Below are 21,753 nucleotides of genomic sequence, written 5' to 3'. Positions count from 1 at the left end.
GGCGCTTTTCCCGCCCGGTCCGCCGAACTCAGATTCATTGACGCAACGGAACGTTGGTTCACGCAGACGGCCTTCCGTCATGACCGGCGCGCGACTATGCTCCCCCGGAAACAGCGGAAATCGCCCGCAATCCGGGAAGGCGCGCCACATGGAAACCATCACTCTCGAGACCGACAACAACATCGCTCTGCTGACGCTGAACCGGCCTGAGGTGCTGAACAGCATCAACACTCAACTCATCGCGGATATGCGCACCGCAGTGGCCGAGGTCGCGAACAATGCCGACGCCCGGGTGCTCGTCATCACAGGTGCCGGCCGCGGCTTCTGCGCCGGCGCCGACCTTGCCGCCCAGGGCCAGCGCCAGGAAGGCATGAGCATCGGCCAGGGTGTGGCGCACGGCATGACTATCGGTTTCAACCCGATGATGCGCGAACTCTACGCCTTGCCGAAACCCATTGTTGCGGCAGTGAACGGTGTTGCTGCAGGCGGTGGCGTTGGTCTCGCGCTCGCGGCCGACATCACTCTCGCTTCGCATTCCGCTTCCTTTGTGCAGGTATTCGGACCGAGGCTCGGCTTGATTCCCGATCTTGGCTGCACATGGCACCTGCCGCGACTCGTGGGACGTGCGCGTGCACTAGGCCTGGCACTGATCGGCGACAAGTTGCCGGCCGAAACGGCGGCTGAATGGGGTTTGATCTGGAAATGCGTCAAGGATACGGCGCTGATGGAAGCGGCCATGACGGTAGCGGCCAAACTCGCCAATGGACCTACCAACGCCTTCGGGGAAATCCGCAAGGCGATCGATGCCGGTGCGCGCAACAGCTACGCAGAACAGCTCGACTATGAGCGCGACGTGCAGGGAATGCTGGGCGACCACCCGAATTTCGCCGAAGGCGTCAAGGCATTCCTGACGAAGAAGGAACCGGCGTTCAAGGCCTGACGACATCATCCGAAACAAAACGACACACGGAACAGGGAGACGAGTATGGAATTCGAGCGGGTCAAACTCGATATCGACGGCAATGTGGGCATTTTGACGCTCAATCACCCGGAGGTGATGAACGCCGTGTCGCCGGAGATGCTGGGCGGACTGATGAAGGCGTTGGACGCCGTGGAAGACCCGAAGAACGGATTGCGCTGTCTCGTGATGACCGGCGAAGGACGCGGTTTCTGCACTGGTGCCAACCTGCAGGGGCGCGGCGACAATTCCGGCGCGCGACCGGACGCCGGCTCGGCGCTTGAAACGATGTATCACCCTTTTTTGAGGCGCTTGCGGAACCTGCCAATGCCCTTCGTCACCGCCGTCAACGGACCGGCCGCCGGCGTCGGCATGAGCTTCGCGCTGATGGGCGATCTCGTGCTTTGCGCCCGTTCCTCTTATTTCCTGCAAGCCTTTCGCCGCATCGGGCTTGTGCCGGACGGAGGCTCGACATGGATTCTGCCGCGTCTTGTCGGCAAGGCGCGTGCGATGGAACTATCGCTGCTGGGTGAAAAGCTGCCGGCCGAAACAGCCCTTTCCTGGGGCCTCGTCAACCGCGTTTTCGACGACGAGGTGTTGATGGCGGAAGCGCACAAGCTTGCCACAGACCTCGCCAGCGGGCCGACCAAGGCGCTCGGCATGATCCGTCAGCTCTATTGGGAAAGCACCGACAACACATATGAAGAGCAGCTCAACCTCGAGCGGCAGCTCCAGCGGACGGCGGGCAACGGTGAGGACTTCAAGGAAGGCGTGCGTGCCTTTCTCGAGAAGCGGCCGGCACAATTCAAAGGCAACTAGGTTACCCGATCATCCGATGATGCAGCTCGCCAGCAGAGCGAGGAACATCACTGCGATGAAGAAAATCATGTGAGGCATTTTTTGTCTTTCGGGCCGCGCGTCCTATTTTCCGGGACGCGCGGCTTTTTTTCGCGGGCTCCGGTCTTTCCTGGGGACCGGCTTTGCGGCCTTGGCCGCCAGCGCGGCGTCGAGCGCCTTGCGCGCCCAGTCGGTCAATTCGTCGGGCTCGTCATAGAGCCGTTCGGGCAGCTCGTAATACGACATGGCTATCGTCTTGCCCGACGGCGGCTCGTAGATGAAAGGGCCACTGTCTTCCGCTTCGTAGTCGGCACGGTTGCGCTCATCGACCTTAAAGAAGAGCGTCTCACCAGCGATGAGGCCGAACATCAGATCGTCCAGATAGACCCCCGCGCCGCCAAACATATTGCGAATGCGGACAGGGCCCAGAGGCTCGAGCTGCTCGGTCACGAATTCCTTGTATTCGGCACTGACAGCCATAATATTCAGGCGGTTGCTGGGACGATGGTCACGCTCTCGCCGCAGCCACAGGCATCAGTCTGATTCGGATTGTTGAAGCGGAAGCCTGAGGCGAATTTGTCCTCCTCGTAGTCCATCTCGGTGCCGAGCAGGAACAGGATCGCCTTCGGGTCGATCAGAATCCGGACGTCGCGGTCTTCCACCACTTCGTCGAGCGGATTGACGGCTTCGGCATATTCCATCGTGTATTCCATGCCGGCGCAGCCGCCATTCTTCACACCGATGCGCACGCCGATATACTTACCGTTCGACGCGGCCATGATTTCCTTCATGCGCGCGGCGGCGGCTTCCGTAAGGGTTATCGCTTTCGGCATCTGTCTGGCCATCATCGGCTCCATCAGAACATGTTCAGCGCGACGCGCGCTTCGTCGGACATCCGGCTCGGGTCCCAAGGGGGGTCGAAGGTCATGTTGACGCGCACATCGGCAATACCTTCGACGGTCCGCACCGCGTCCTCAACCATGACCGGCATGGTGCCGGCGACGGGACAACCAGGCGCTGTCAATGTCATGTCGATGACGACGTCTCGATCGTCGGAAATATCTACCTTGTAGATCAAGCCGAGTTCGTAGACATCGACCGGGATTTCGGGGTCGTAGACTGTCTTGAGGGCGGCGATAATATCATCGGTGATCTGGTCGATCTCTTCCTGCGGGATCGCCGAGGCGCGCGGAGCCTCGCCGGGCATCGTATCCGCATTTTCGATCATATTCGCATCTTCGGCCATGATCCGCCCTACTCAAAAAACTTCTTGCTGTCGATCAGTGCGTCTACGAGACGGTCGACTTCATCGACCGTGTTGTACATCGCGAAGGAGGCGCGCGCCGTTGCGCCCACGCCAAAACGTTCCATTGCCGGCTGTGCGCAATGATGCCCCGCCCGCACCGCGACACCTGCTCTGTCGATCACGGTCGCGATGTCGTGCGGATGAGCGTTGTCCATCACGAAGGAAACGATGCTTCCCTTCGTTTTCGTTGTGCCAACGATGCGGAGGCTGTTGATTTCCGACAGCCGGCGAGTCGCATAGTCACGCAACGTGGCTTCATGCTCTGCAATCCGCTCCCGGCCAACAGACTCGATATAGGAAAGCGCCGCCCCCAAGCCAATAGCGGAGACGATGGGTGGCGTTCCCGCCTCGAAACGGTGTGGGGGCGCGGCATAGCTGACATCGTCGAAGCCGACCTCCCGGATCATCTCGCCACCGCCACGATAAGGCCGCATCGTCTTCAGATGTGCCAACTTCCCGTAAAGCAGGCCAATGCCGGTCGGTCCATAGAGCTTATGGCCGGTGCCAACCAGAAAATCGCAATCGAGATCGCGCACATCGGTCGGGAGATGGACGATGCCCTGACAACCATCCACCAGCACCGGCACACCACGCTCATGCGCCATGCGGATCATCGTCTTGACCGGCGTAATTGTGCCGAGCGCATTCGACATTTGCGTCACAGCGACAAACTTTGTGCGCGGCGTGAAAAGTTTTTCATAAGCGTCGAGATCGAGATCACCTTCGTCCGTCGCCGGCACCCATTTCAATACAGCGCCATGTCGCTCGCGCAGGAAATGCCACGGAACGATGTTCGAGTGGTGTTCCAGCACCGACAGGATGATCTCGTCACCAGCTTCGATGCGCGGTTCCAGATAGGATGACGCCACCAGGTTGATCGCATCGGTACCACCGGACGTGAAGACGATTTCGTCGGTCGAGGCCGCATTCAGAAAAGCGCGGGCGGTTTCACGCGCTTCCTCAAATTTCTCGGTCGCGGCATTGGCCAGGTAATGCATCCCGCGATGAACATTCGAATATTCGGCGGCATAGGCATGCGTCACCGCGTCGATCACCGATTGCGGCTTCTGTGCCGAAGCAGCATTGTCGAGATAGACCAACGGCTTTCCATAGACCTCGCGCGACAGGATCGGGAAGTCGGCACGAATACGGGCGACGTCATAGGTTTCGGATTTGAGAACCGGGCTGTTCATGACCTGCCCCCCTCATCCGCAAACCAGCCTTTGATCAGCAATTTTAGCGCGTCGCGGGCCATCTCATGCGGGACGAGAGCGAGTGCCTCATCGAGAAATGCCGACACCAGAAGCTGGCGTGCTTGCGTCTCCGGAATGCCGCGCGATCGCAGATAAAAGATTGCATCGCGTGAAATCTCGCCGACCGTCGAACCGTGTGCACATTGCACATCGTCCGCATAGATTTCGAGTTCGGGTTTGGCGTTCATTGCTGCATCGCGTGAAAGCAGCAGTGCATGCGTCATCTGACGGCCATCCGTCTTCTGTGCATGGGGCCGCACAATGACCTTGCCCTGAAAGACACCTTCGGATGCTCCGTCCAGAACGCCCTTGAACAGAGTGTGGCTGGTGCAATCCGGCGTTGCATGGTCGATCACGCAGAACTGGTCGGCATGCTGCGCGGCCCTTAATGCATAGGCGCCATTGGCATGCACCTCCGCGCCTTCGCCGGCGAAGAGGATGAAATTCTGCATGCGGGAGACCCCACAGCCGAGCGTCAGCGTGAAACTCGACAGGTGGGATTTGGCGGCAAGGCGGGTGCGCAGGGTCGCCAGATGAACGGCGCCCGCCGCTTCGTCCTGAAGCTTTACATGGGAGAGGCGCGCATTGTCACCCAACGACACATCGGTGACGATGTCGGCGAAAGCGGCGGCCTCGCCGATATGGCTTTCGAATATCGTCGCTTCCGCACCCTCTTCCAGCAGGATCAGATTGCGGGTATGCGACGCGCCGTCATCTGCGGCGAGGAAGAGCAGATGCAAGGGCTTATCGAGGCGGATACCCTTGCGGATGCGCAATGCGACGCCATCGCGCATCAACGCCGTGTTGAGATCGACAATATTCTCGGACTGGCGCGCGTCGTCGAAACGGCGCTCGACAAGCTCCTTCGCCCATTGTTCGTGGAGCACGTCAGCCAGCGCATGAAGTTCAACGCCTTTCGGCAGGCGCACGGCTTTCGACAAATCGGCGCGATGGCGGCCATTGACGAAGACGAGAAGATGACGATCAATCGCCGCAAAGGCCGACGCAGACGCCGTATCGGGCAGGACGACTGCTCCCTCGTGAGCCGGAGCAGGCACGAAAGCGGCCTTTTCAAGCACCTGCCGCAGGTCGGTATATTTCCATTCCTCAAGGCGCCGATGCGGCAGGCCGGCCTCGACGAAGGATTTCAGCGCCGCGTCGCGGCGGCGCGCCAGCCAGCCGTCAGTGCCGGGCAGCGCCGTGCGCTCCCGATCATAAGTTTCTGCGAATATCTGTGCGGCTCTATCGCTCATCCGTTCCTCACGCCGCATCCGCGTCATAAGCTGCGTAGCCCGACTTCTCAAGTTCGTGAGCCAGTTCCTTGCCGCCGCTCCTGACGATGCGCCCGCCGGAAAGAACATGCACCATGTCGGGCACGATGTAGTCGAGCAGGCGCTGATAATGTGTAATGACCAGCATCGCGCGCTCGGGGCTTCTGAGCGCATTGACGCCCGCCGCAACCGTTTTCAGCGCGTCGATATCAAGACCTGAATCCGTTTCGTCGAGCACCGCAAGTGAGGGTTCCAGCAGCGCCATTTGCAGAATCTCAGCGCGCTTCTTCTCACCACCCGAAAAACCGACATTCAACGCGCGCTTCAACATTTCGTCGGTCACGTTGATTGGTTTCGCCTTCTCGCGCACCAGTTTGAGGAAACGCACGGCATCCAGTTCGTCTTCCCCCCGTACCTTGCGCTGCGCGTTCAGCGCCGTCTTCAGGAAGGTCATTGTCGTGACACCCGGGATTTCGATCGGATACTGAAAGGCGAGGAAGATGCCGGCAGCGGCACGCTCATCGACGTCCATCTCCAGCAAGTCGCGGCCCTTGAAACGGACCGAGCCCTCGGTCACGCCATAGCCCTCGCGCCCGGCAAGGGCGTAGGACAGCGTCGACTTGCCGGAGCCGTTCGGTCCCATGATGGCATGGACTTCACCCGCGCGAACATGGAGGTCGATCCCCTTCAGGATTTCCTTGCCGTCCACCGTTACATGCAGGTTCTTTATCTCGAGCATATTATCCACTTCCACGTTCCAGCGTCAGCCGACGCTGCCTTCAAGGCTGATACCAACGAGCTTCTGGGCTTCGACGGCGAACTCCATCGGCAGTTGCTGCAACACGTCACGGCAGAACCCGTTGACAATAAGGGCCACCGCCTCCTCCTCGCCGATGCCGCGCTGCTTGCAATAAAACAACTGGTCGTCGCTTATTTTCGACGTCGTCGCCTCATGCTCCAGTATGGCGCTCGGATTTTTCGTTTCGATATAAGGTACGGTGTGCGCCGAACAATGGCCCCCGATCAGCAGACTGTCGCATTGCGTAAAGTTGCGAACGTTCTCCGCCTTTCGATGCACGCTCACAAGACCGCGATAGGTATTGGACGAGCGGCCGGCCGAAATTCCTTTCGAAATAATCCGACTCGATGTGTTGCGGCCAAGATGAATCATCTTCGTGCCGCTATCGACCTGCTGGCGACCATTTGAAATCGCGATCGAATAGAATTCACCGCGCGAATTGTCGCCGCGCAGAATGCAGCTTGGATATTTCCAGGTGATGGCTGAGCCCGTTTCAACCTGTGTCCACGAAATCTTCGAATTCGTGCCGCGGCAATCGCCGCGCTTGGTGACGAAGTTGTAGATGCCGCCCTTTCCTTCCGCATCGCCCGGGTACCAGTTCTGGACGGTCGAATACTTGATTTCCGCATCGTCCAGCGCGACCAACTCGACCACGGCTGCATGCAGCTGGTTTTCATCGCGCTGCGGCGCCGTGCAACCTTCCAGATAACTTACGTAGGAACCCTTTTCGGCAATGATGAGCGTACGTTCGAACTGGCCCGTCTGCTTTTCATTGATGCGAAAATAGGTCGAAAGCTCCATCGGGCAGCGTACGCCTTCGGGGATATAAACGAAGGAGCCTTCCGAGAAGACTGCGGCGTTGAGCGTCGCGTAGAAGTTGTCGGATGTCGGAACCACCGAGCCGAGATATTTTTTCACCAGGTCCGGATGATCGCGCACAGCTTCCGACATCGGGCAGAAAATTATGCCGACTTCACCCAACTTTTTCTTGAACGTCGTGACGACCGATACGCTGTCGAACACGGCATCGACCGCGACGCCGGCCAGCATTTTCTGCTCGGTCAGAGGAATGCCGAGCTTCTTGTAGGTTTCGAGAAGCTTGGGATCGACTTCATCAAGACTGTTCAGCTTCGCCGACTGCTTGGGCGCCGCATAATAATAAGCATCCTGAAAGTCGATCGGCGGATAACTGACCTTCGCCCATTTCGGTTCTTCCATCGTCAGCCAGCGGCGAAAGGCGGACAGACGCCATTCAAGCAGCCAGTCGGGCTCGCTCTTTTTCGCCGAAATGAAACGCACCGTCTCTTCCGTCAGACCAAGCGGGGCCTTGTCGGATTCGATGTCGGTGGTGAATCCGTATTTGTATTTTTCGATTTCACCAATCGTTTCGACGGTTTCTCTCACGGCAACCATATCAACTCTCCACAACCGCAAACCGACCCGGCGAGGCATCGACTGCGTTCACAAGCGCTTTCGTCTTCGACCGGCTGCGTTCATAAGCCCGCAGCCAGCTCTCGACGAAGCGGTCGATGTCGCTTCGCTCACTCGACCAGCCGAGGCTGACCCGGACCGCGCCGTGCGCTAGCATCGGGTCAACGCCCATAGCTTCCAGCACACGAGGGCGGCCGACCTTTCCCGATGAGCAGGCCGCACCTGCGCTGACAGCAACACCATCAAGATCGAGCACCATCAGCAATGTCTCGGCGTCGAGGCGAGGGGCCGAGACATAACTCGTATTGGGCACACGATCCGCACCCTGCCCAAAGAAAACCACATCGGATACAGCAGCAGCGAGCCGCTCTTCCAATCCGTCGCGAAGACGCGCCAGGCCGGAAAACTTTTCAAGATCTTCCCGGGCGGCGCGAGCGGCCGCACCGAAACCGGCGATCCCGGAAACATTCTCGCTGCCTGCCCGGCGGCGCATTTCCTGGCCACCGCCCACTGCGTCGGCAGCAAAGGACAATCCGTCGCGCACAACGAGCGCGCCGACACCCAAGGGCGCGCCGAGCTTGTGACCACCCAACATCATCATGTCCGCACCCAGCGCCCGGAAATCGAGCGGGACCTTGCCGGCCGCCTGGACCGCGTCACAAAGCAGAAGGCCGCCGGCTCTATGCGTCAGCGCCGCAGCTTCCGCCACCGGCTGAAGGACGCCGGTTTCATTGTTTGCATACATCAACGCGACGAGCGGACGTTTGCCCGATCCGGCGAGAAGCGACGCCAACGCGTCCAGGTCAAGGCGGCCCTGGCCGTCCACCGGCGCAATCTCGACATTCAGGCCCGTAGCCTTGGCCGAGGCCAGCACCGCATCATGCTCGACTGCGGAAACGATCAGGCGTTCGGCGCCCTGCGCGGTTCTGGTCGCATGAAAGGCGAGGCGCGCGGCCTCCGTGCCACCACTGGTGAAGATCACTTCGCTGGGGCTTGCGCCGGCGAGCGCTCCGACCTCGCGGCGTGCCGCTTCGACAAGTGCGCGCACGGCGCGCCCTTCGGCATGCACCGACGACGGATTGCCCGTAACCTCCAATGCGCGCAGAGCCGCCGCGCGCGCCTCCGGGCGCAACGGCGTTGTCGCATTGTGGTCGAGATAGGCGCGTTTCATCGTCATCGCCCGGAGAGACTCCAATCCATCGGCAAATTTTCGGTCAGTCGGCAGCGTTGGCGATGCCGGCCTGTTTGCGGTGCGTAGCGGCGCCGACAACGGCCTGGCGTTCAGCCACCCGGCCGTCGATGACGTCACCAAGAGATACCGAGCCCAGATAAAATTGAATTTGGTGGCTCAGGCCTTCCCACAGATCATGGGTGATACAACGGCCGGACGATGGCAGACACCCTTTGGGCGACCCCAATTCGCAGCGTGTCGCCTTGATCGGCTCGTCAACCGCAAGAATGACGTCGGAAATCCGAATGTCATCGGCTGCGCGCGACAAGAGATAACCGCCACCCGGCCCGCGCACGCTTTTTACCAGATCGCCCCGGCGCAGCTTGGCAAAAAGCTGCTCCAGATAGGACAAGGAGATTTCCTGGCGATCTGCTATTTCCGCCAGCGCCACGGGACTTCCGTCTGAATGCCGCGCCAAGTCGGCCATAGCCATCACAGCGTAGCGGCCCTTCGTGGTGAGCTTCACGACCAACTCCTTCGTTTAGCTGGCAAAGGGCGGTCAAAAGCTTGCACAACCGGCCATTGCTTGTGTTAAGAACATGCGCCCCGAGGGACCGGAAGCGGAGCGTGCGAGGACAAAATCGCAGCTACGGAGCCAGTTCCGCGGAGTTTAAGCGCAAGGCTCTATGATTTCCGAGCGCCCTAGTCAACTATTTAGCATCTCGCGACGGAATTTCCAGAGGAATTGGTCGATTACGGCAAAAATATCTCCTTGTCCGTTAGTAGGAGATTACCCGTTCAACACCTCACCGGCCGCATAGCCCGAGACAGACCCAGACATGCCTGAAGTGATTTTCAATGGCCCGGCCGGCCGGATCGAGGGCCGCTACCACCATAGCAGGAAGGCCAATTCACCGGTCGCGCTGGTGTTGCATCCCCATCCGCAATTCGGCGGGACGATGAACAACCCCGTGACCTATGCCCTCTATCAGGCATTCGTAAATCGGGGATTCTCCGTGCTGCGGTTCAATTTTCGTGGCGTCGGACGCAGCCAGGGCGCCTTCGATTCCGGGATCGGCGAGCTTTCGGACGCCGCTTCGGCACTCGACTGGTTGCAATCGCAAAATCCGGATGCGGCGCAATGCTGGATCGGTGGCTTCTCCTTCGGTGCATGGATCGCAATGCAGGTCCTGATGCGCCGCCCGGAGATCGAGGGCTTCATCGCTGTCGCCCCGCTCGCCAATATGTATGATTTTTCCTTCCTTGCCCCCTGCCCGTCATCCGGCGTCATCATCAACGGCAGCGCCGATCAGGTGGCGCCGCCGGCGGATGTATTGAAGCTTGTGGAGCGGCTGAAGACCCAGAAGGGCATCACCATCGAACATGCGTCGGTGGACGGCGCTAACCACTTCTTCGAGTCGCATCTCGAGCCGTTGGCGGCCAAGATCGGCGCCTATCTCGACAAGCGGCTCGCGGCGGCGCCCGAAAAGACCTGAACGTCATTCATCCGCCGCCGCATAGGCCCGGTGAATCGTGCCGCCGGTCATCGGCTCCGGCACGCCGGTTGTCGTCGGCAGGCTGAGCGGAAGACCGCGCAGCGAACGGACCGCGAGATAGGCAAAGGCTTCAGCCTCCACGTCGTCGCCCCGCCAGCCGAGATCCTCGGCGGGAAGAACGCCGCCCTGCAGCCGTTTGCTCAACATCGCCATCAGCACTGGATTGTGCCGTCCGCCACCGCAAATGACGAAGCGTGAAGGTATTCCGGGAACATGCGCAAGGCTGCGCGCGATGGCCTCGACGGTGAAGGCCGTCAGCGTCGCAGCGCCGTCGGGCGGAGAGAGATGTCTCACGGCGTCCGGCGAGAAGGAGAAACGGTCGAGCGATTTCGGCGGCGGCGTTTCGAAAAACTCATGCGACATCAGGCGCTCCAGCACGTCCATGTCGACCTCACCGCCCGCCGCCAGTGTGCCGTCGCGATCGATCGGCTCTCCGATATGCTCGAGCGCCCAGTCGTCGATCAATGCGTTACCGGGGCCGGTGTCGAACGCGAGAAGCACGCCGTCGGGCGATACATAGGTGACATTGCCGACGCCGCCGATATTGATGATTGCGACCGGTTCCACGATCCCGGTGCTGCCGACGAGCGCCTGATGATAAAGCGGGACCAGCGGCGCTCCGTGGCCACCGGCGGCCACGTCGGCGCTCCGGAAATCGTTGACCACGTCGATCCCGGTCAGGCGCGCCAGCACATCGCCAAGGCCGATCTGGACCGTCCGGCGGCGGCCCGGCTGATGGAGTACCGTTTGGCCATGAAACCCGATCACGGATATGTCGGCGGGCTTCAGCCCGGCCTCGACCAGCAGGGCCCGCACCGCCAGCGCATTGGCAAGCGTCAGATGCCGCTCGGCTTCGGCAACCTCTTCGGGCATGGGTTCGTCCGGCTCCCAACTCATGGCGGCTTCAAGCGCCAGGCGAAGAAGCAGGCGCTCTTCCGGCTTGTAGGGGATGGTGAGCGACGCGCCAGGACGCACGGCGCCCTCGCCGTCGGTTTCGATAATGGCGGCGTCGATGCCGTCGAGCGAGGTGCCGCTCATCAGGCCCAAAGCGCGGATCATGGGCGTTTGTCCGTTTTTCACTCAGCCAAAGCGTGATACACCAGCCGCGCCTTTTAGCCTATCCGAAACCCCGAGCCGATTATGACCAGCTTCAAGTCCGATTTCCTGCGCGAGCTTTCCGCCCGCGGGTTCATTCACCAGACATCTGACGATGCGGGCCTCGACGCGCGCGCGCTGGAAGGCCTGTTGACGGGCTATATCGGCTTCGACGCGACCGCGCCGAGCCTTCATGTCGGCAGCCTCGTTCAGATCATGCTGCTGCGCTGGCTGCAAAAGGCCGGGCACAGGCCGATTGTGTTGATGGGCGGAGGCACGACCCGGATCGGCGACCCGAGTTTCCGCGACGAGGCGCGGCCGCTGCTGACGGACGCGGCGATCGACGCAAACCTCGCCGGCATCAAATCCGTGTTCGAAAAGTTTCTGAAGTTCGGCAACGGCAAATCCGATGCCGTCATGGTCAACAACCGCGACTGGCTCGACGACCTCAAATACATCGATTTCCTGCGCGACTACGGGCGCCACTTCTCGGTCAACCGGATGCTGTCGTTCGACAGCGTGAAAATCCGGCTCGAGCGAGAGCAGAACCTGTCGTTTCTCGAATTCAACTACATGATTCTGCAGGCCTACGACTTCGTGGAGCTCAACCGCAAATACGCTTGTACGCTGCAAATGGGCGGCTCGGATCAGTGGGGAAATATCGTCAACGGGATCGAACTCGGGCGGCGCACCGACGGCGCGCAGCTCTATGGATTGACCAGCCCGCTGCTGACGACATCATCAGGCGCAAAGATGGGAAAGACGGCGTCCGGCGCGGTATGGCTCAACGCCGACATGCTTTCTCCCTACGACTACTGGCAATACTGGCGCAACGCCGAGGACGCCGATGTCGGGCGTTTTTTGCGGCTCTTTACCGAGTTGCCGCTTGATGAGATCGCGCGCCTCGAAAAGCTCGAAGGTTCGGAGGTCAACGAGGCGAAAAAAATCCTCGCTACCGAAGCGACTGCCATGGCGCATGGGCGCGTCGAGGCCGAAAAAGCGGCCGAAGCGGCCCGAACCGCTTTCGAGGAGGGCGCGATCAGTGCCGACCTGCCGACCGTCGGGATTGATGTTAACGCGCTCGATGTCGGACATGGGCTTCTCAACGCCCTTGTTCAGGCTGGACTGGTGGCGTCGACCAGTGAAGCCCGCCGCCAGATCAAGGGCGGGGCGGTGCGCGTCAACGACGCTCAGATCGGCGACGAGAAAATGGTGCTGGTCCGTGAGAACCTGACGCCTGAAGGCGTCATCAAGCTTTCGCTCGGCAAGAAGAAGCATGTGCTGCTGAAGCCGCAGGCTTGAAACGGAAGCCGGAATGAACGAGCCCTCCCCGGTCTCCCGGGGAGGGCTTCTTCCTGAACGCTCCCTAAAGCGCGTTCCACGGCTTATTGGGCTGCCGTGTTTATGGCTCCTGTCGTCCCTTTACTCCGCCGCCGTCGGGGTGCCGAGCGCGAAAATCGCCGCCTCGCCGCCGGCGCCGTTGATGGCCTGAAGATATTTGATGCCTTCCTCGGCAATGTCGTCGCCGATCATGCGGTCGCCCTCGCCGTAGAGTTCGGCCATGTCCACATAGGCGGCATACATCGGCGCGGTGCGGCTCGTGACGATGCCGGCCTTGACAAGCGTCTTGATGAGCACGCGGAAGATATTGGTCGCCTCCTGCAGCTCGCCACGCATGTTCTTGTCGGTCAGCGCCTCAGCGAGTGCGCCCTGCACCCAACGCCAGTCGAGCCCAACCTTCTCGTAGATCGCCTTCTTTTGTTCGGGGCCGGTCGAATTGCGCATCAGCGTCATGAAAACTTCGAGCGCCCAGTCCTCGATCAGATCGCGCTCGGCCGGCGGCAGGTTCGGCACGGTCCGATCGGCCCAGATCTTGCCGAACTTGTGATGGAAGGCCTCGTCGGTCATGGTCAGCTGCATCAGGCGACGCATCACCGGGTCGTTGGTCTTGGCATAAAAGGTCGCGAAAGCGCCCATTGCCAGACCCTCGACGATCATCTGCATGCCGACAAGCTTCTTCCAGACCAGCGGCGTCGCGACGATTTCGCACAGCAATTTTTCGAGTATCAGGCCGCATGCCGTCGGCTTGCCCCAACGGGCCTGAATATATTTGGCAAAACCGGTGACATGACGTGCTTCCTCGCGCGTCTGATTGGCGGCGTATTCCTGCGCGCCCGGATCCTTCAGGATATGGCACAGGCTCGCCGACAGCGCCAAAGCACCCTGCTCGCCATGCAGGATCGACGACATGCCCCAACGGACATTTTCGTTGACCAGATATATCTTCTGCTTCTCGTCGAGCTTGTCCGAGACGGCCGTCTTCAACTCCATGTTGAAGTCCACGGGCATCAGTAGTTCGTTGTCGAGGTCCCAAGGTTCGGAGAAGTCGATGTATTTGCTGTCGAGCGGATCCCAGAAGTGATCATGGGTAGCCGAGATAATCTTGTCGAAGGCGGTCGAGCGCTTGCCATAACGGTCGACATCCATCATCGCCGGAAAGTCATCCGGCGCGACCGCTTCATAGGCCGCATCCATCGTCATCTTCTGATTGGTAGACATGGGTCTCCTCCTCCCCTGCCGCACAATAGCGATAGCGAAGTCTACATATACGGAGTGAAACTCCGCAATCTCAAATCGGTGGGATTCTTCAGTTTTGCGGTGCGGGAGGAATATCGGATGGCGGCGTCGCGGGCCCGGCATCGTCCGGCAGCGCAGAAGAATCCGCCGGTGCTGGCCGCGCAACGGGAGGGTCAATCACTGTCGCGCCGCCGAATTCGAATATCCGGCGCAGAAAGCCGGGCGCCAATGCCGAGAGCGGGTTGACGGTGACCGTCGGGTCCTCCGACGGCCCGCGCACCCGATAAGTCAGGGCGAAAATACCCTCGCCCTCCCGGCCGACGATCAACGGGCCGAATACCGGAACCTGACCCAGAAACGAATTGATCGTGTAGGCGGGAACCAATGTTCCCTCCATGTCGACCTTGTCAGTCGCACGGTCGACATTGCCCTTCATCGTCAAGCCGATGGCGGGGCCGGAGGTCCGGGCATCGTCAACGAAGATATGGCCTTCGGTAATGCTGAATGGCAGCTCCAGCCGATTGAACAGAATGCCCTCGCCGTTCAGCGTATCGCGAATGCCAGTCAACGATCCGACCGTCAGGATATTTGCGAGGACCGGCGCCTCGACGACGCGAAACCCGTCAATGGTTACGACCCCCTTCAGCGGCGAACCCGCGGCCGCGTCGTCATAAACCCCCGTCGCACTGAGCGTGCCGCCTCTCATGCTGCCGGTGAAATCGAGCGCGCGGAAGACAACGCCGGCGTCGTTGGATGCCACGGCGAGATGGCGCATGCCAGCCTCATCCGGACCAATTCTGGCGGTCAGGGGTGTTCCCTGGGGGTCGACCGCCGTCACATTCAACGTCCAGATACGGCCATCCACCTGAACGACATCCGCGCTGACGGCGTGGAACGTCGTGTCGTTGTTGCCGGTTGCCCGAGCGATTTCGGCACGTATCGCGGTCCGGCGCGCGGGATCGGCCACGGCTTCGGGTGACAGCGATGGCGGCTCTCCGGCCGCCTCGTCATCCGCGTTCTCCGAACCGGAGATAATGTTTGCAAGGATCCGGCGCGCATCGAAACGCGCGCCGCTGACGGTCATCGTCAAGGACGTGTCCTCGGTGGGCGCGGCCATAAAGGCGAAGTCATTGTCCGCGCCAAGCCTGACGACGGGCAAGTTCGCTTCGGTCAGCCGGCCGTCGGATCCGATCGAAAAATCGCCGCGCGCCTCGATCCCGTCGCCGACGAGCCTGAATTCGGTAATCCGGAAACCGCCACCGCGCAAAAATGCCAGCTTGAGGTCCGCCGCCGCCGGAATCCCGGCGGCTTTCGACCAGCTGGCATAGTCAAGTTTGACGACGGTGTCCGACAGCTCCGCCTTGATGGAGGCACGATTTACTTCCTTGCCGTCGCCGCTGAACTTCGCGTCGAACGTTGCCGGTCCGTCGAGAAACCCGTCGAGCCCGAGGCCAAGTGCGTTGCGTCCGTCATCATCCAGCGTACCGACCAATCGATAGGACGAGCCGGCGGGCTCCTCGCGGCGAAAGTTTTCCTTCCATTCCAGGTCCAGCGGCGGCGCCCCGTTGATGCCGACCGGACCGCGTGCGACCAGCATGGTCCGCGAAACTTCGATGTCGAGCGCGCCCGATGTGATGGACAGGTTGCGCAGTATGCCGGGAATGGCGAGGTCGTCGGCATGCGCGGTGCCGGCAAAATCGACCTCCTCGATGGTAACACCCTTCACCAGCGGCAGGGAAAGCTGGCCCTTGATGCGGCCGCTGCCTGCCACGTTGCGCGGGTCGACACCGAAATTGCCGATCAGGTTGAGCGGTTCATGATCGAGCAATGAAAGAATGTCGGCTGTCGCGCCGGTGGCCGCGAACTCGATATGGCCGGGCGCTCCCTTTCGGTTGAGTTCGTCGGCATGGAAATGGCCCTCGCTGACGGCCAGGGAACCGCCCTCGGGAACGTCGATATCGGCCGCCGACACCCACGCGTCGAAACGATTGCCGACAACCTGTCCGCGCGCTTCGACATTTTCCATCGGCGGCATTTCACGGAGATAAATCATGGTCGCGCCCTTAACCGCGAATTCGACCCGAAGATTCTCGTCCGGTATCGGAATGCGGTTGTCGGCATCCTTGATCATGCCCGCCGGCATATCGACTTCGAAGGCGCCGCTCGTCACGTCGCCGCCGGAGAGATTTTTGCCGACCCACTCGCGGGCGCCTTTTGCCAGCGGCAACGGCCAGATCGCCTTGAAGGCATCGAGCGGCATCGCGTCGAGACGGCCGGAGGCGCGCACGGCGGGCGACCGCTCGCCATCGCGCACGGTGCCGCTCAGCGAAAGGCCGCCGCCTGCCGCGCCGATGGAAAGCTCCTCAATCTCGGCACTCAGCGCATCGAAATCGAAATCGCCCTTCAGACGCGCGCTTTCGAGATCGACGGGGCCCTCGAAGAATCCCGGCACTTCGGTGTGGACGCGATCGGCGACCAGATCGACGGTTGCGCCGGCAATGTTGAGACCATCGCCGATACGATAATCAAGGCGGCCCGTAAGCGAGGCCTGGTGCGGGCCCGCCTCGAAGGTCAGGCCGACAAGATCGATGCGCCGCGCGGTGCCGTCGAATTCGACCTCGGCATGCGCCTTCTCGATGGGGATCGAGGCATCCCATGGGTCCGGCAGATCGATCACGCCGCGGCCGGCGTCGAGCGTCAGCCGCGCCGTCAGCAGGTCCCCGTTTGCCCTGATCCTCAATTCGCCTTGTGCCCCGACCGGGGCGTTGAATATCGCGTAGTCGGCGAAGGCCGGCGACATGCGCGCGAAGGCGGCCGGCACGACATTGCCGGCCGTTGCTTCGATATGCGCGGTATCGGAGCCGGACGGCAGCAGCCCGTGCATTTCGATGGCCGCGGTCGTGTCGTCGATCAAGATATCGGCGCGCAGTGTGCCCGCAAGGCCGCCCGCGCCCCGAAATATCACCAGATTTGCCGAGGGCGCATCGAAGGCGACGCCGTTGACCTCGTCGACGAACCGCAACGTCCCGTCGCGAATGCCGACATGGGTCAGGTAGTCCAGCGGCGTTCCGGTTTCGTCGCCGGCAGAAAGCCCTTCGATCAACCGGCCCACAAACGCCGCCGCTTCCGGATCGGCCGGCCGGGCCTGCGTCCCGGCACCGGCCATGGCCAGCGTGAGGCCCGTGTCCGGGCGGCGGAGGACCGTTGCGCTGACACCATGGAAATCGACCGCCGTCGGCGCCAGGACGCCACGCAGAAGCGCCGGCAGGCTGACCTGGACCGCGAGCTGGGGAACGAAAGCAATGTCGTTGCCATCGGCGCCGGTCAGCCTGACGTCCACCAGGCGCATGGACAATCGACGATCGTCGGCCGACCAGCTCAGCACGGTGTCGCCGATGTCGAGCGCCCCGCCCTGAAGCGACGGACTGGCCGCGTTTTCGATCATTTCAGCCAGAAAGGACACGGATACCGGGCCGGACGACAGGCGCCATGCCAGCACGGCAAGCAAGACCGCCATCGCCGCCACGGCAACGCCCACCACTTCCAACGCAATCTTACTGGTCCGGCGGATCAAGAAACGACATCTTTCCCATGCATGTCTGCCCATGCAGACAGCAGAAATAAGGCAAAAGCGAGTCGGGCATTATCTACCTCCTGACCGCCGCCAAGTCTGCAAAATTGGCAGGCCGGGCGGGACCTTACCTGCAAACAGGCTTAACGCGGCTGGCATGGCGGAGCCGGGGCCCATATCATGCCCTGCCCCATCCGGCCCCCACAGGCCGGCAGCACGAAGAAGAGGCGGAACGCATGGCAACGGCACCCAAACGCAAAGAGAAAGAGACGGCAAGCAAGCTTCCGGCGATTGGCGCCAAGGCGCCCGCCTTCAATCTGCCGGCCGACGACGGCAGCGCGGTGACGCTGAAGAGCCTCTCCGGAAAGAAGGTCGTCCTTTATTTCTACCCCAAGGACGACACGCCGGGCTGCACCACCGAGGCTATCGCCTTCAGCGCCCTCAAGAAGAAATTCGACGCCGCAGGCGCGGTCGTGCTCGGCGTTTCGAAGGACACGGTGGAGAAGCACTGCAAATTCCGCGACAAGCACGGATTGACGGTCCGGCTGCTATCGGACGAGGGCGGCAAGATGCTCGAGGCCTATGGCGTGTGGGGCGAAAAGAGCCTTTATGGCCGCAAGTTCATGGGCATTACCCGGTCGACATTTCTGATCGACGGCAAGGGCGTGGTGCAGAAGGTCTGGCCGAAGGTGAAGGTCAACGGCCACGCGGAAGAGGTTCTCGCCGCGGTCAAGGACCTCTAGAGACGTGCCCGGGACATCGCTTGCCGAAGGCGCCTATGCGGTTCTTGCCTGTGCCGATGCCGATGAGAAGGCGCGTCTGGCGGGACGTGTCGCCACGGCGTGGCGGGCATCCGAACTGACGCTGCTGCCGGCCGGCGGCGCGGCGATTGCGATGCCGGACCGACCGGCTCGGCCGGCGGCGCCCGAGCTGCTGGCGCCGCGCGACATGCCGCGACGTGCCTTCAAGGGCGCACGCGGCCGCATCGCGCTGCTGCATGCGCTGGCGCATATCGAACTCAACGCCATCGATCTTGCCTTCGATCTCGTCGGACGCTTTGCCGAGGCGGACCTGCCGCGCCGGCTTTTCGACGACTGGGTGGCGGTGGGCCGCGACGAGGCGCGGCATTTCGCGATGCTGCAAACACGGCTCAAAACACTCGGCGCCCGCTATGGCGACCTGCCCGCCCATGACGGGCTGTGGCAGGCCGCCACCGAGACGCGCCATGACCTGATGGCGCGGCTCGCGGTGGTGCCGATGGTGCTGGAGGCGCGCGGCCTCGATGTGACGCCGGGGATGATCGAACGGCTTGAAGCGGCGGCCGACATGGAAAGCGCGGCGATCTTGCGGACGATCTACCGCGAGGAGCAGGATCATGTGCGGGCGGGCACGGTGTGGTTTGCCCATCTCTGCCGGGTGCGGGGCACCGAGCCGCGGGAGACGTTTCAGACGCTGGTGCGGCGGCATTTCCGCGGGGCGCTGAAGCCGCCCTTCAACGAGGCGGCGCGGCGGGCGGCCGGGCTCGAACCCGATTTTTACGAGCCGCTGGCCGAGACACGCGACCGCGGGGCCCCGGCCGGCGCGGCATTTTTCGTGAATTAGAATTAACCATTAACATCAATTGTTAAGGCGCGTATGTTGTAATCCTGTCCCAATTTGGGTGGAATGGGACAGCAAACAGAGGGGGTTGTGGGGCATTGAGGGGCATGCACCGTAGGGCCGGTTGGCCTGACAGAATCCGCGATTTTCTGCGACATATGTACGTGGAGCGGCAGATCTATATCCGCAGCCACGGGCATGTGCAGTTCATTTCGCTGTCGCCGCTGACGCAGACTTTTTTCGCGACAGTCGCCTTCGTTTTCTTCGGCTGGATCGCTTTTGCATCGGTCAATGTGGTGTTCAAGGAGCAGATCATCGCTTCGAAGGAGCGCCGCTACGTCAAGATGCAGGGCGCCTATGAGGAGCGGATGGCGCAGCTGCAATCGGCCTATGACGAGCTGAACGGGCAGCTGATCATTACCGAGGAACGCTTCCTCGCGACGACGATGCAGCTTGAGGACAAGCACCGCCAGCTCGCCTCGCTGATGAGCCAGCGCCAGACCGCCAGCTCCGAACTCGACACGATGCGCCGGCGCTACGCGGCGACGGCCGGCGGCAAGATCGAGGACGCGCGCGGCAACAAGGTGCTGATGCGGGTCGAGCGGCAATCGGACGGGCCGGTCCTCGCCGATACCACGACAGGCCCCCGTAAACTGGCGGAAACCGGCCGTTTCGTCATCGACGCGGCCGAGAATGCCGGCGGCACGGTCGACCTGACGGGCCTTGCCGAGCTGACCGCGATGGCGGGCCTTGCCGGCGACGGCAACGCCCAGAACGGCACGGTGGCCCAGATCGACACGCGGCTGGCCCGGATCGACCGGGCCCAGCAGACGCTCATCAACAATATCGAGGAAGTGACCGACCGGCGGGTGCGCGAGCTCAAATCGATCATCGGCATGACCAAGGTGATCGACCCGGAGACGCTGATCGAGCGCCGCGGCAAGGCGGGAGAGGCAGCCCAGGGCGGCCCCTTCATCGACCTGGCCGACCGGGAGGCACTGGCCGGAGGCGCAGCCGATAGCGGCTTCGGACGGCAGCTCTACCGGGTCAGCCAAAATCTGAGGACAGTGGCCGATCTTGAGGAATCCATTGCACAAATGCCTCTTGCCGAACCGCTGCTCAACTACCGCCGCACGAGCAGCTACGGCTCGCGCCGCGACCCCTTCAACGGCCGCATGGCGTTCCATTCGGGCGAGGATCTGGCGGCCCCTTACGGCGAGCGCGTGTTCGCGCCAGGCGCCGGCACGGTCACCTTCGCCGGCTGGCGCGGCGGCTATGGCCGCATCGTCGAAATCGACCACGGCAACGGCTTCCGGACCCGCTACGGGCATCTCGGCCGCATGGACGTCAAGACTGGCCAGAAAGTTGCATTCCGGGAGATCATCGGCAGAGTAGGGTCTTCTGGCCGCAGCAGCGGGCCCCATCTTCACTATGAGGTCTGGTTCGACGGTATCGTTCGTAACCCCTCCAAGTTCATTGAGGCAGGGCATTATGTTTTCGCGAAGCAAGGATAAAGACTCCGACAAGGCCGCGGTTCCCGCGATGGCGGCTCCCGCGCCCCTCCCCGGCAAGCGCCCGGGCACCCGCACCGCGCCGTCGATCATCTCCAACGATCTGGTGGTCCATGGCAACATGACGGCGACCGGCGACATCCAGGTCGACGGCACCGTGGAAGGCGACATTCGCAGCCAGTCGCTGACAATCGGCGAAAAAGCCTCGATTACCGGCGAAATCGTCGCGGAAGACATCGTGATCCGAGGCCGCGTTATCGGCACCATTCGCGGCCGCCGCGTGCAGCTTTCCTCGACCTGCCATGTCGAGGGCGACATCCTGCACGAAGCGCTGGCTGTTGAGACCGGCGCCTTCTTCGAAGGCAATTGCCGCCATTCGGACGACCCGATCGGCCAGGCCTCGTCCGGCGCCAGCCTGCGCCCGTCGGCGCCGCGCCCCGGACCCGCCGCCAACAGCACCGACGCACCGCGCCCGGCGCCGCGCGCCGCGTTGGGCGAGAGCCCGGTGGTGGTCAATGATGGCGGCGTCGTCGTCAAGCGGCCGGCCGCGCAGTAAGTCAGATCTATCGTTCTTCGGGGGGAGAACGGCAAAACCGGGGCTGGCGCCCTTGCGCGCCGCTCCGGTTTTTCATTGCCGGACGGCACAGACTGTCATCGTTCTGTCACAAAAGCCCGCGCCGGACCCGAAAGCGTAATGCCTTCAGTGGCTTGCGCCCGATTTGCGCAGCCGATGGCAGCAGCGCGGCGGCAGCGCACCCCCCCTCTGTCACGAAACTGTCATAAAACTGTCACAAACGGGTTTGGGGACCCAAATCGCG

Annotated in this window: 20 protein-coding genes; 8 read left to right on the top strand and 12 right to left on the bottom strand. The window is 62.0% G+C overall.

Annotation, left to right across the window (positions count from 1 at the left end):
• Positions 1 to 79 precede the first annotated feature (79 nt).
• Both WEB61_RS10905 and WEB61_RS10900 read left to right on the top strand, forming a co-directional pair.
• Positions 80 to 940: an enoyl-CoA hydratase-related protein gene (locus WEB61_RS10905; RefSeq protein ID WP_368064366.1), complete on the top strand. Its 861-nt coding sequence runs from the start codon at positions 80 to 82 to the stop codon at positions 938 to 940.
• A 45-nt stretch (positions 941 to 985) separates the two neighbouring features.
• On the top strand, positions 986 to 1,777 hold the full coding sequence (locus WEB61_RS10900; protein WP_368064365.1) for an enoyl-CoA hydratase/isomerase: 792 nt from the start codon (positions 986 to 988) through the stop codon (positions 1,775 to 1,777).
• Between the two features lie 102 nt (positions 1,778 to 1,879).
• On the opposite strand, the gene WEB61_RS10895 is transcribed toward WEB61_RS10900, so the two are convergent.
• From WEB61_RS10895 to WEB61_RS10855, 9 genes are read right to left on the bottom strand one after another with little or no spacing between them, the layout of a single operon-like run.
• Complete coding sequence (locus WEB61_RS10895) at positions 1,880 to 2,275, bottom strand: TfoX/Sxy family protein (protein ID WP_368064364.1); 396 nt, start codon at positions 2,273 to 2,275, stop codon at positions 1,880 to 1,882.
• Positions 2,276 to 2,280: 5 nt separating this feature from the next.
• Positions 2,281 to 2,640: a HesB/IscA family protein gene (locus WEB61_RS10890; RefSeq protein ID WP_368064363.1), complete on the bottom strand. Its 360-nt coding sequence runs from the start codon at positions 2,638 to 2,640 to the stop codon at positions 2,281 to 2,283.
• Between the two features lie 11 nt (positions 2,641 to 2,651).
• Entirely contained in the window at positions 2,652 to 3,041 is a 390-nt protein-coding gene (locus WEB61_RS10885) for an SUF system Fe-S cluster assembly protein (protein WP_368064362.1), read from the bottom strand.
• 8 nt (positions 3,042 to 3,049) lie between these two features.
• A complete protein-coding gene (locus WEB61_RS10880) occupies positions 3,050 to 4,294 on the bottom strand; it encodes a cysteine desulfurase (protein ID WP_368064361.1) in 1,245 nt (414 codons plus the stop codon).
• Positions 4,291 to 5,607: a Fe-S cluster assembly protein SufD gene (sufD, locus tag WEB61_RS10875; RefSeq protein ID WP_368064360.1), complete on the bottom strand. Its 1,317-nt coding sequence runs from the start codon at positions 5,605 to 5,607 to the stop codon at positions 4,291 to 4,293. The genes WEB61_RS10880 and sufD overlap by 4 nt, the downstream gene beginning before the upstream one ends.
• A gap of 7 nt (positions 5,608 to 5,614) precedes the next feature.
• The gene (gene sufC, locus WEB61_RS10870; RefSeq protein WP_368064359.1) at positions 5,615 to 6,364 is read right to left on the bottom strand and encodes a Fe-S cluster assembly ATPase SufC; all 750 of its coding nucleotides are present in this window, start codon (positions 6,362 to 6,364) and stop codon (positions 5,615 to 5,617) included.
• Between the two features lie 24 nt (positions 6,365 to 6,388).
• Positions 6,389 to 7,837 (bottom strand): Fe-S cluster assembly protein SufB, encoded by a 1,449-nt coding sequence (gene sufB, locus WEB61_RS10865; protein ID WP_368064358.1) that lies wholly within the window; start codon positions 7,835 to 7,837, stop codon positions 6,389 to 6,391.
• 1 nt (position 7,838) lies between these two features.
• A complete protein-coding gene (locus WEB61_RS10860) occupies positions 7,839 to 9,032 on the bottom strand; it encodes a cysteine desulfurase family protein (RefSeq protein ID WP_368064357.1) in 1,194 nt (397 codons plus the stop codon).
• A gap of 37 nt (positions 9,033 to 9,069) precedes the next feature.
• Positions 9,070 to 9,552, bottom strand: a complete 483-nt coding sequence (locus tag WEB61_RS10855) for an Rrf2 family transcriptional regulator (protein WP_368064356.1) — start codon at positions 9,550 to 9,552, stop codon at positions 9,070 to 9,072.
• A gap of 313 nt (positions 9,553 to 9,865) precedes the next feature.
• Between WEB61_RS10855 and WEB61_RS10850 the strand changes: the two genes are divergently transcribed.
• Positions 9,866 to 10,522, top strand: coding sequence for an alpha/beta hydrolase (locus WEB61_RS10850; RefSeq protein ID WP_368064355.1), 657 nt, complete (start codon positions 9,866 to 9,868; stop codon positions 10,520 to 10,522).
• Between the two features lie 3 nt (positions 10,523 to 10,525).
• On the opposite strand, the gene WEB61_RS10845 is transcribed toward WEB61_RS10850, so the two are convergent.
• Complete coding sequence (locus WEB61_RS10845; RefSeq protein WP_368064354.1) at positions 10,526 to 11,641, bottom strand: anhydro-N-acetylmuramic acid kinase; 1,116 nt, start codon at positions 11,639 to 11,641, stop codon at positions 10,526 to 10,528.
• Between the two features lie 81 nt (positions 11,642 to 11,722).
• Between WEB61_RS10845 and tyrS the strand changes: the two genes are divergently transcribed.
• On the top strand, positions 11,723 to 12,979 hold the full coding sequence (gene tyrS, locus WEB61_RS10840; RefSeq protein ID WP_368064353.1) for a tyrosine--tRNA ligase: 1,257 nt from the start codon (positions 11,723 to 11,725) through the stop codon (positions 12,977 to 12,979).
• A gap of 120 nt (positions 12,980 to 13,099) precedes the next feature.
• Here tyrS and WEB61_RS10835 read toward each other — a convergent pair whose 3' ends face one another.
• Together WEB61_RS10835 and WEB61_RS10830 are read right to left on the bottom strand one after the other, a co-directional pair.
• A complete protein-coding gene (locus WEB61_RS10835; RefSeq protein WP_368064352.1) occupies positions 13,100 to 14,236 on the bottom strand; it encodes a ferritin-like domain-containing protein in 1,137 nt (378 codons plus the stop codon).
• 88 nt (positions 14,237 to 14,324) lie between these two features.
• The gene (locus tag WEB61_RS10830; RefSeq protein ID WP_368064351.1) at positions 14,325 to 17,828 is read right to left on the bottom strand and encodes an AsmA-like C-terminal region-containing protein; all 3,504 of its coding nucleotides are present in this window, start codon (positions 17,826 to 17,828) and stop codon (positions 14,325 to 14,327) included.
• 233 nt (positions 17,829 to 18,061) lie between these two features.
• Here WEB61_RS10830 and bcp point away from each other — a divergent pair, with 233 nt between their 5' ends.
• The 4 genes from bcp to WEB61_RS10810 all read left to right on the top strand — a co-directional run bounded on the left by bcp (position 18,062) and on the right by WEB61_RS10810 (position 21,491).
• A complete protein-coding gene (bcp, locus tag WEB61_RS10825) occupies positions 18,062 to 18,568 on the top strand; it encodes a thioredoxin-dependent thiol peroxidase (protein WP_368064350.1) in 507 nt (168 codons plus the stop codon).
• A gap of 4 nt (positions 18,569 to 18,572) precedes the next feature.
• A complete protein-coding gene (locus WEB61_RS10820; protein ID WP_368064349.1) occupies positions 18,573 to 19,427 on the top strand; it encodes a ferritin-like domain-containing protein in 855 nt (284 codons plus the stop codon).
• Positions 19,428 to 19,531: 104 nt separating this feature from the next.
• Positions 19,532 to 20,938: a peptidoglycan DD-metalloendopeptidase family protein gene (locus tag WEB61_RS10815; RefSeq protein WP_368064348.1), complete on the top strand. Its 1,407-nt coding sequence runs from the start codon at positions 19,532 to 19,534 to the stop codon at positions 20,936 to 20,938.
• Between the two features lie 28 nt (positions 20,939 to 20,966).
• On the top strand, positions 20,967 to 21,491 hold the full coding sequence (locus WEB61_RS10810) for a polymer-forming cytoskeletal protein (protein ID WP_368064347.1): 525 nt from the start codon (positions 20,967 to 20,969) through the stop codon (positions 21,489 to 21,491).
• Positions 21,492 to 21,753: the final 262 nt, after the last annotated feature.

Origin of the sequence: Parvibaculum sp. (assembly GCF_040882025.1) — a bacterium.
In the GTDB taxonomy this organism is placed as follows: domain Bacteria; phylum Pseudomonadota; class Alphaproteobacteria; order Parvibaculales; family Parvibaculaceae; genus Parvibaculum.
The sequence above is the reverse complement of the archived record's forward strand: the minus strand, read 5'-3'. Positions and strand labels throughout refer to the sequence as shown.

Bases quoted from the DNA above. Each gene is read 5' to 3' on its own strand.
- WEB61_RS10905 (WP_368064366.1), top strand. From the start codon at position 80: ATGACCGGCGCGCGACTATGCTCCCCCGGAAACAGCGGAAATCGCCCG.
- WEB61_RS10900 (WP_368064365.1), top strand. From the start codon at position 986: ATGGAATTCGAGCGGGTCAAACTCGATATCGACGGCAATGTGGGCATT.
- WEB61_RS10895 (WP_368064364.1), bottom strand. From the start codon at position 2,275: ATGGCTGTCAGTGCCGAATACAAGGAATTCGTGACCGAGCAGCTCGAG.
- WEB61_RS10890 (WP_368064363.1), bottom strand. From the start codon at position 2,640: ATGGCCAGACAGATGCCGAAAGCGATAACCCTTACGGAAGCCGCCGCC.
- WEB61_RS10885 (WP_368064362.1), bottom strand. From the start codon at position 3,041: ATGGCCGAAGATGCGAATATGATCGAAAATGCGGATACGATGCCCGGC.
- WEB61_RS10880 (WP_368064361.1), bottom strand. From the start codon at position 4,294: ATGAACAGCCCGGTTCTCAAATCCGAAACCTATGACGTCGCCCGTATT.
- sufD (WP_368064360.1), bottom strand. From the start codon at position 5,607: ATGAGCGATAGAGCCGCACAGATATTCGCAGAAACTTATGATCGGGAG.
- sufC (WP_368064359.1), bottom strand. From the start codon at position 6,364: ATGCTCGAGATAAAGAACCTGCATGTAACGGTGGACGGCAAGGAAATC.
- sufB (WP_368064358.1), bottom strand. From the start codon at position 7,837: ATGGTTGCCGTGAGAGAAACCGTCGAAACGATTGGTGAAATCGAAAAA.
- WEB61_RS10860 (WP_368064357.1), bottom strand. From the start codon at position 9,032: ATGACGATGAAACGCGCCTATCTCGACCACAATGCGACAACGCCGTTG.
- WEB61_RS10850 (WP_368064355.1), top strand. From the start codon at position 9,866: ATGCCTGAAGTGATTTTCAATGGCCCGGCCGGCCGGATCGAGGGCCGC.
- WEB61_RS10845 (WP_368064354.1), bottom strand. From the start codon at position 11,641: ATGATCCGCGCTTTGGGCCTGATGAGCGGCACCTCGCTCGACGGCATC.
- tyrS (WP_368064353.1), top strand. From the start codon at position 11,723: ATGACCAGCTTCAAGTCCGATTTCCTGCGCGAGCTTTCCGCCCGCGGG.
- WEB61_RS10835 (WP_368064352.1), bottom strand. From the start codon at position 14,236: ATGTCTACCAATCAGAAGATGACGATGGATGCGGCCTATGAAGCGGTC.
- bcp (WP_368064350.1), top strand. From the start codon at position 18,062: ATGGCAACGGCACCCAAACGCAAAGAGAAAGAGACGGCAAGCAAGCTT.
- WEB61_RS10815 (WP_368064348.1), top strand. From the start codon at position 19,532: ATGCACCGTAGGGCCGGTTGGCCTGACAGAATCCGCGATTTTCTGCGA.
- WEB61_RS10810 (WP_368064347.1), top strand. From the start codon at position 20,967: ATGGCGGCTCCCGCGCCCCTCCCCGGCAAGCGCCCGGGCACCCGCACC.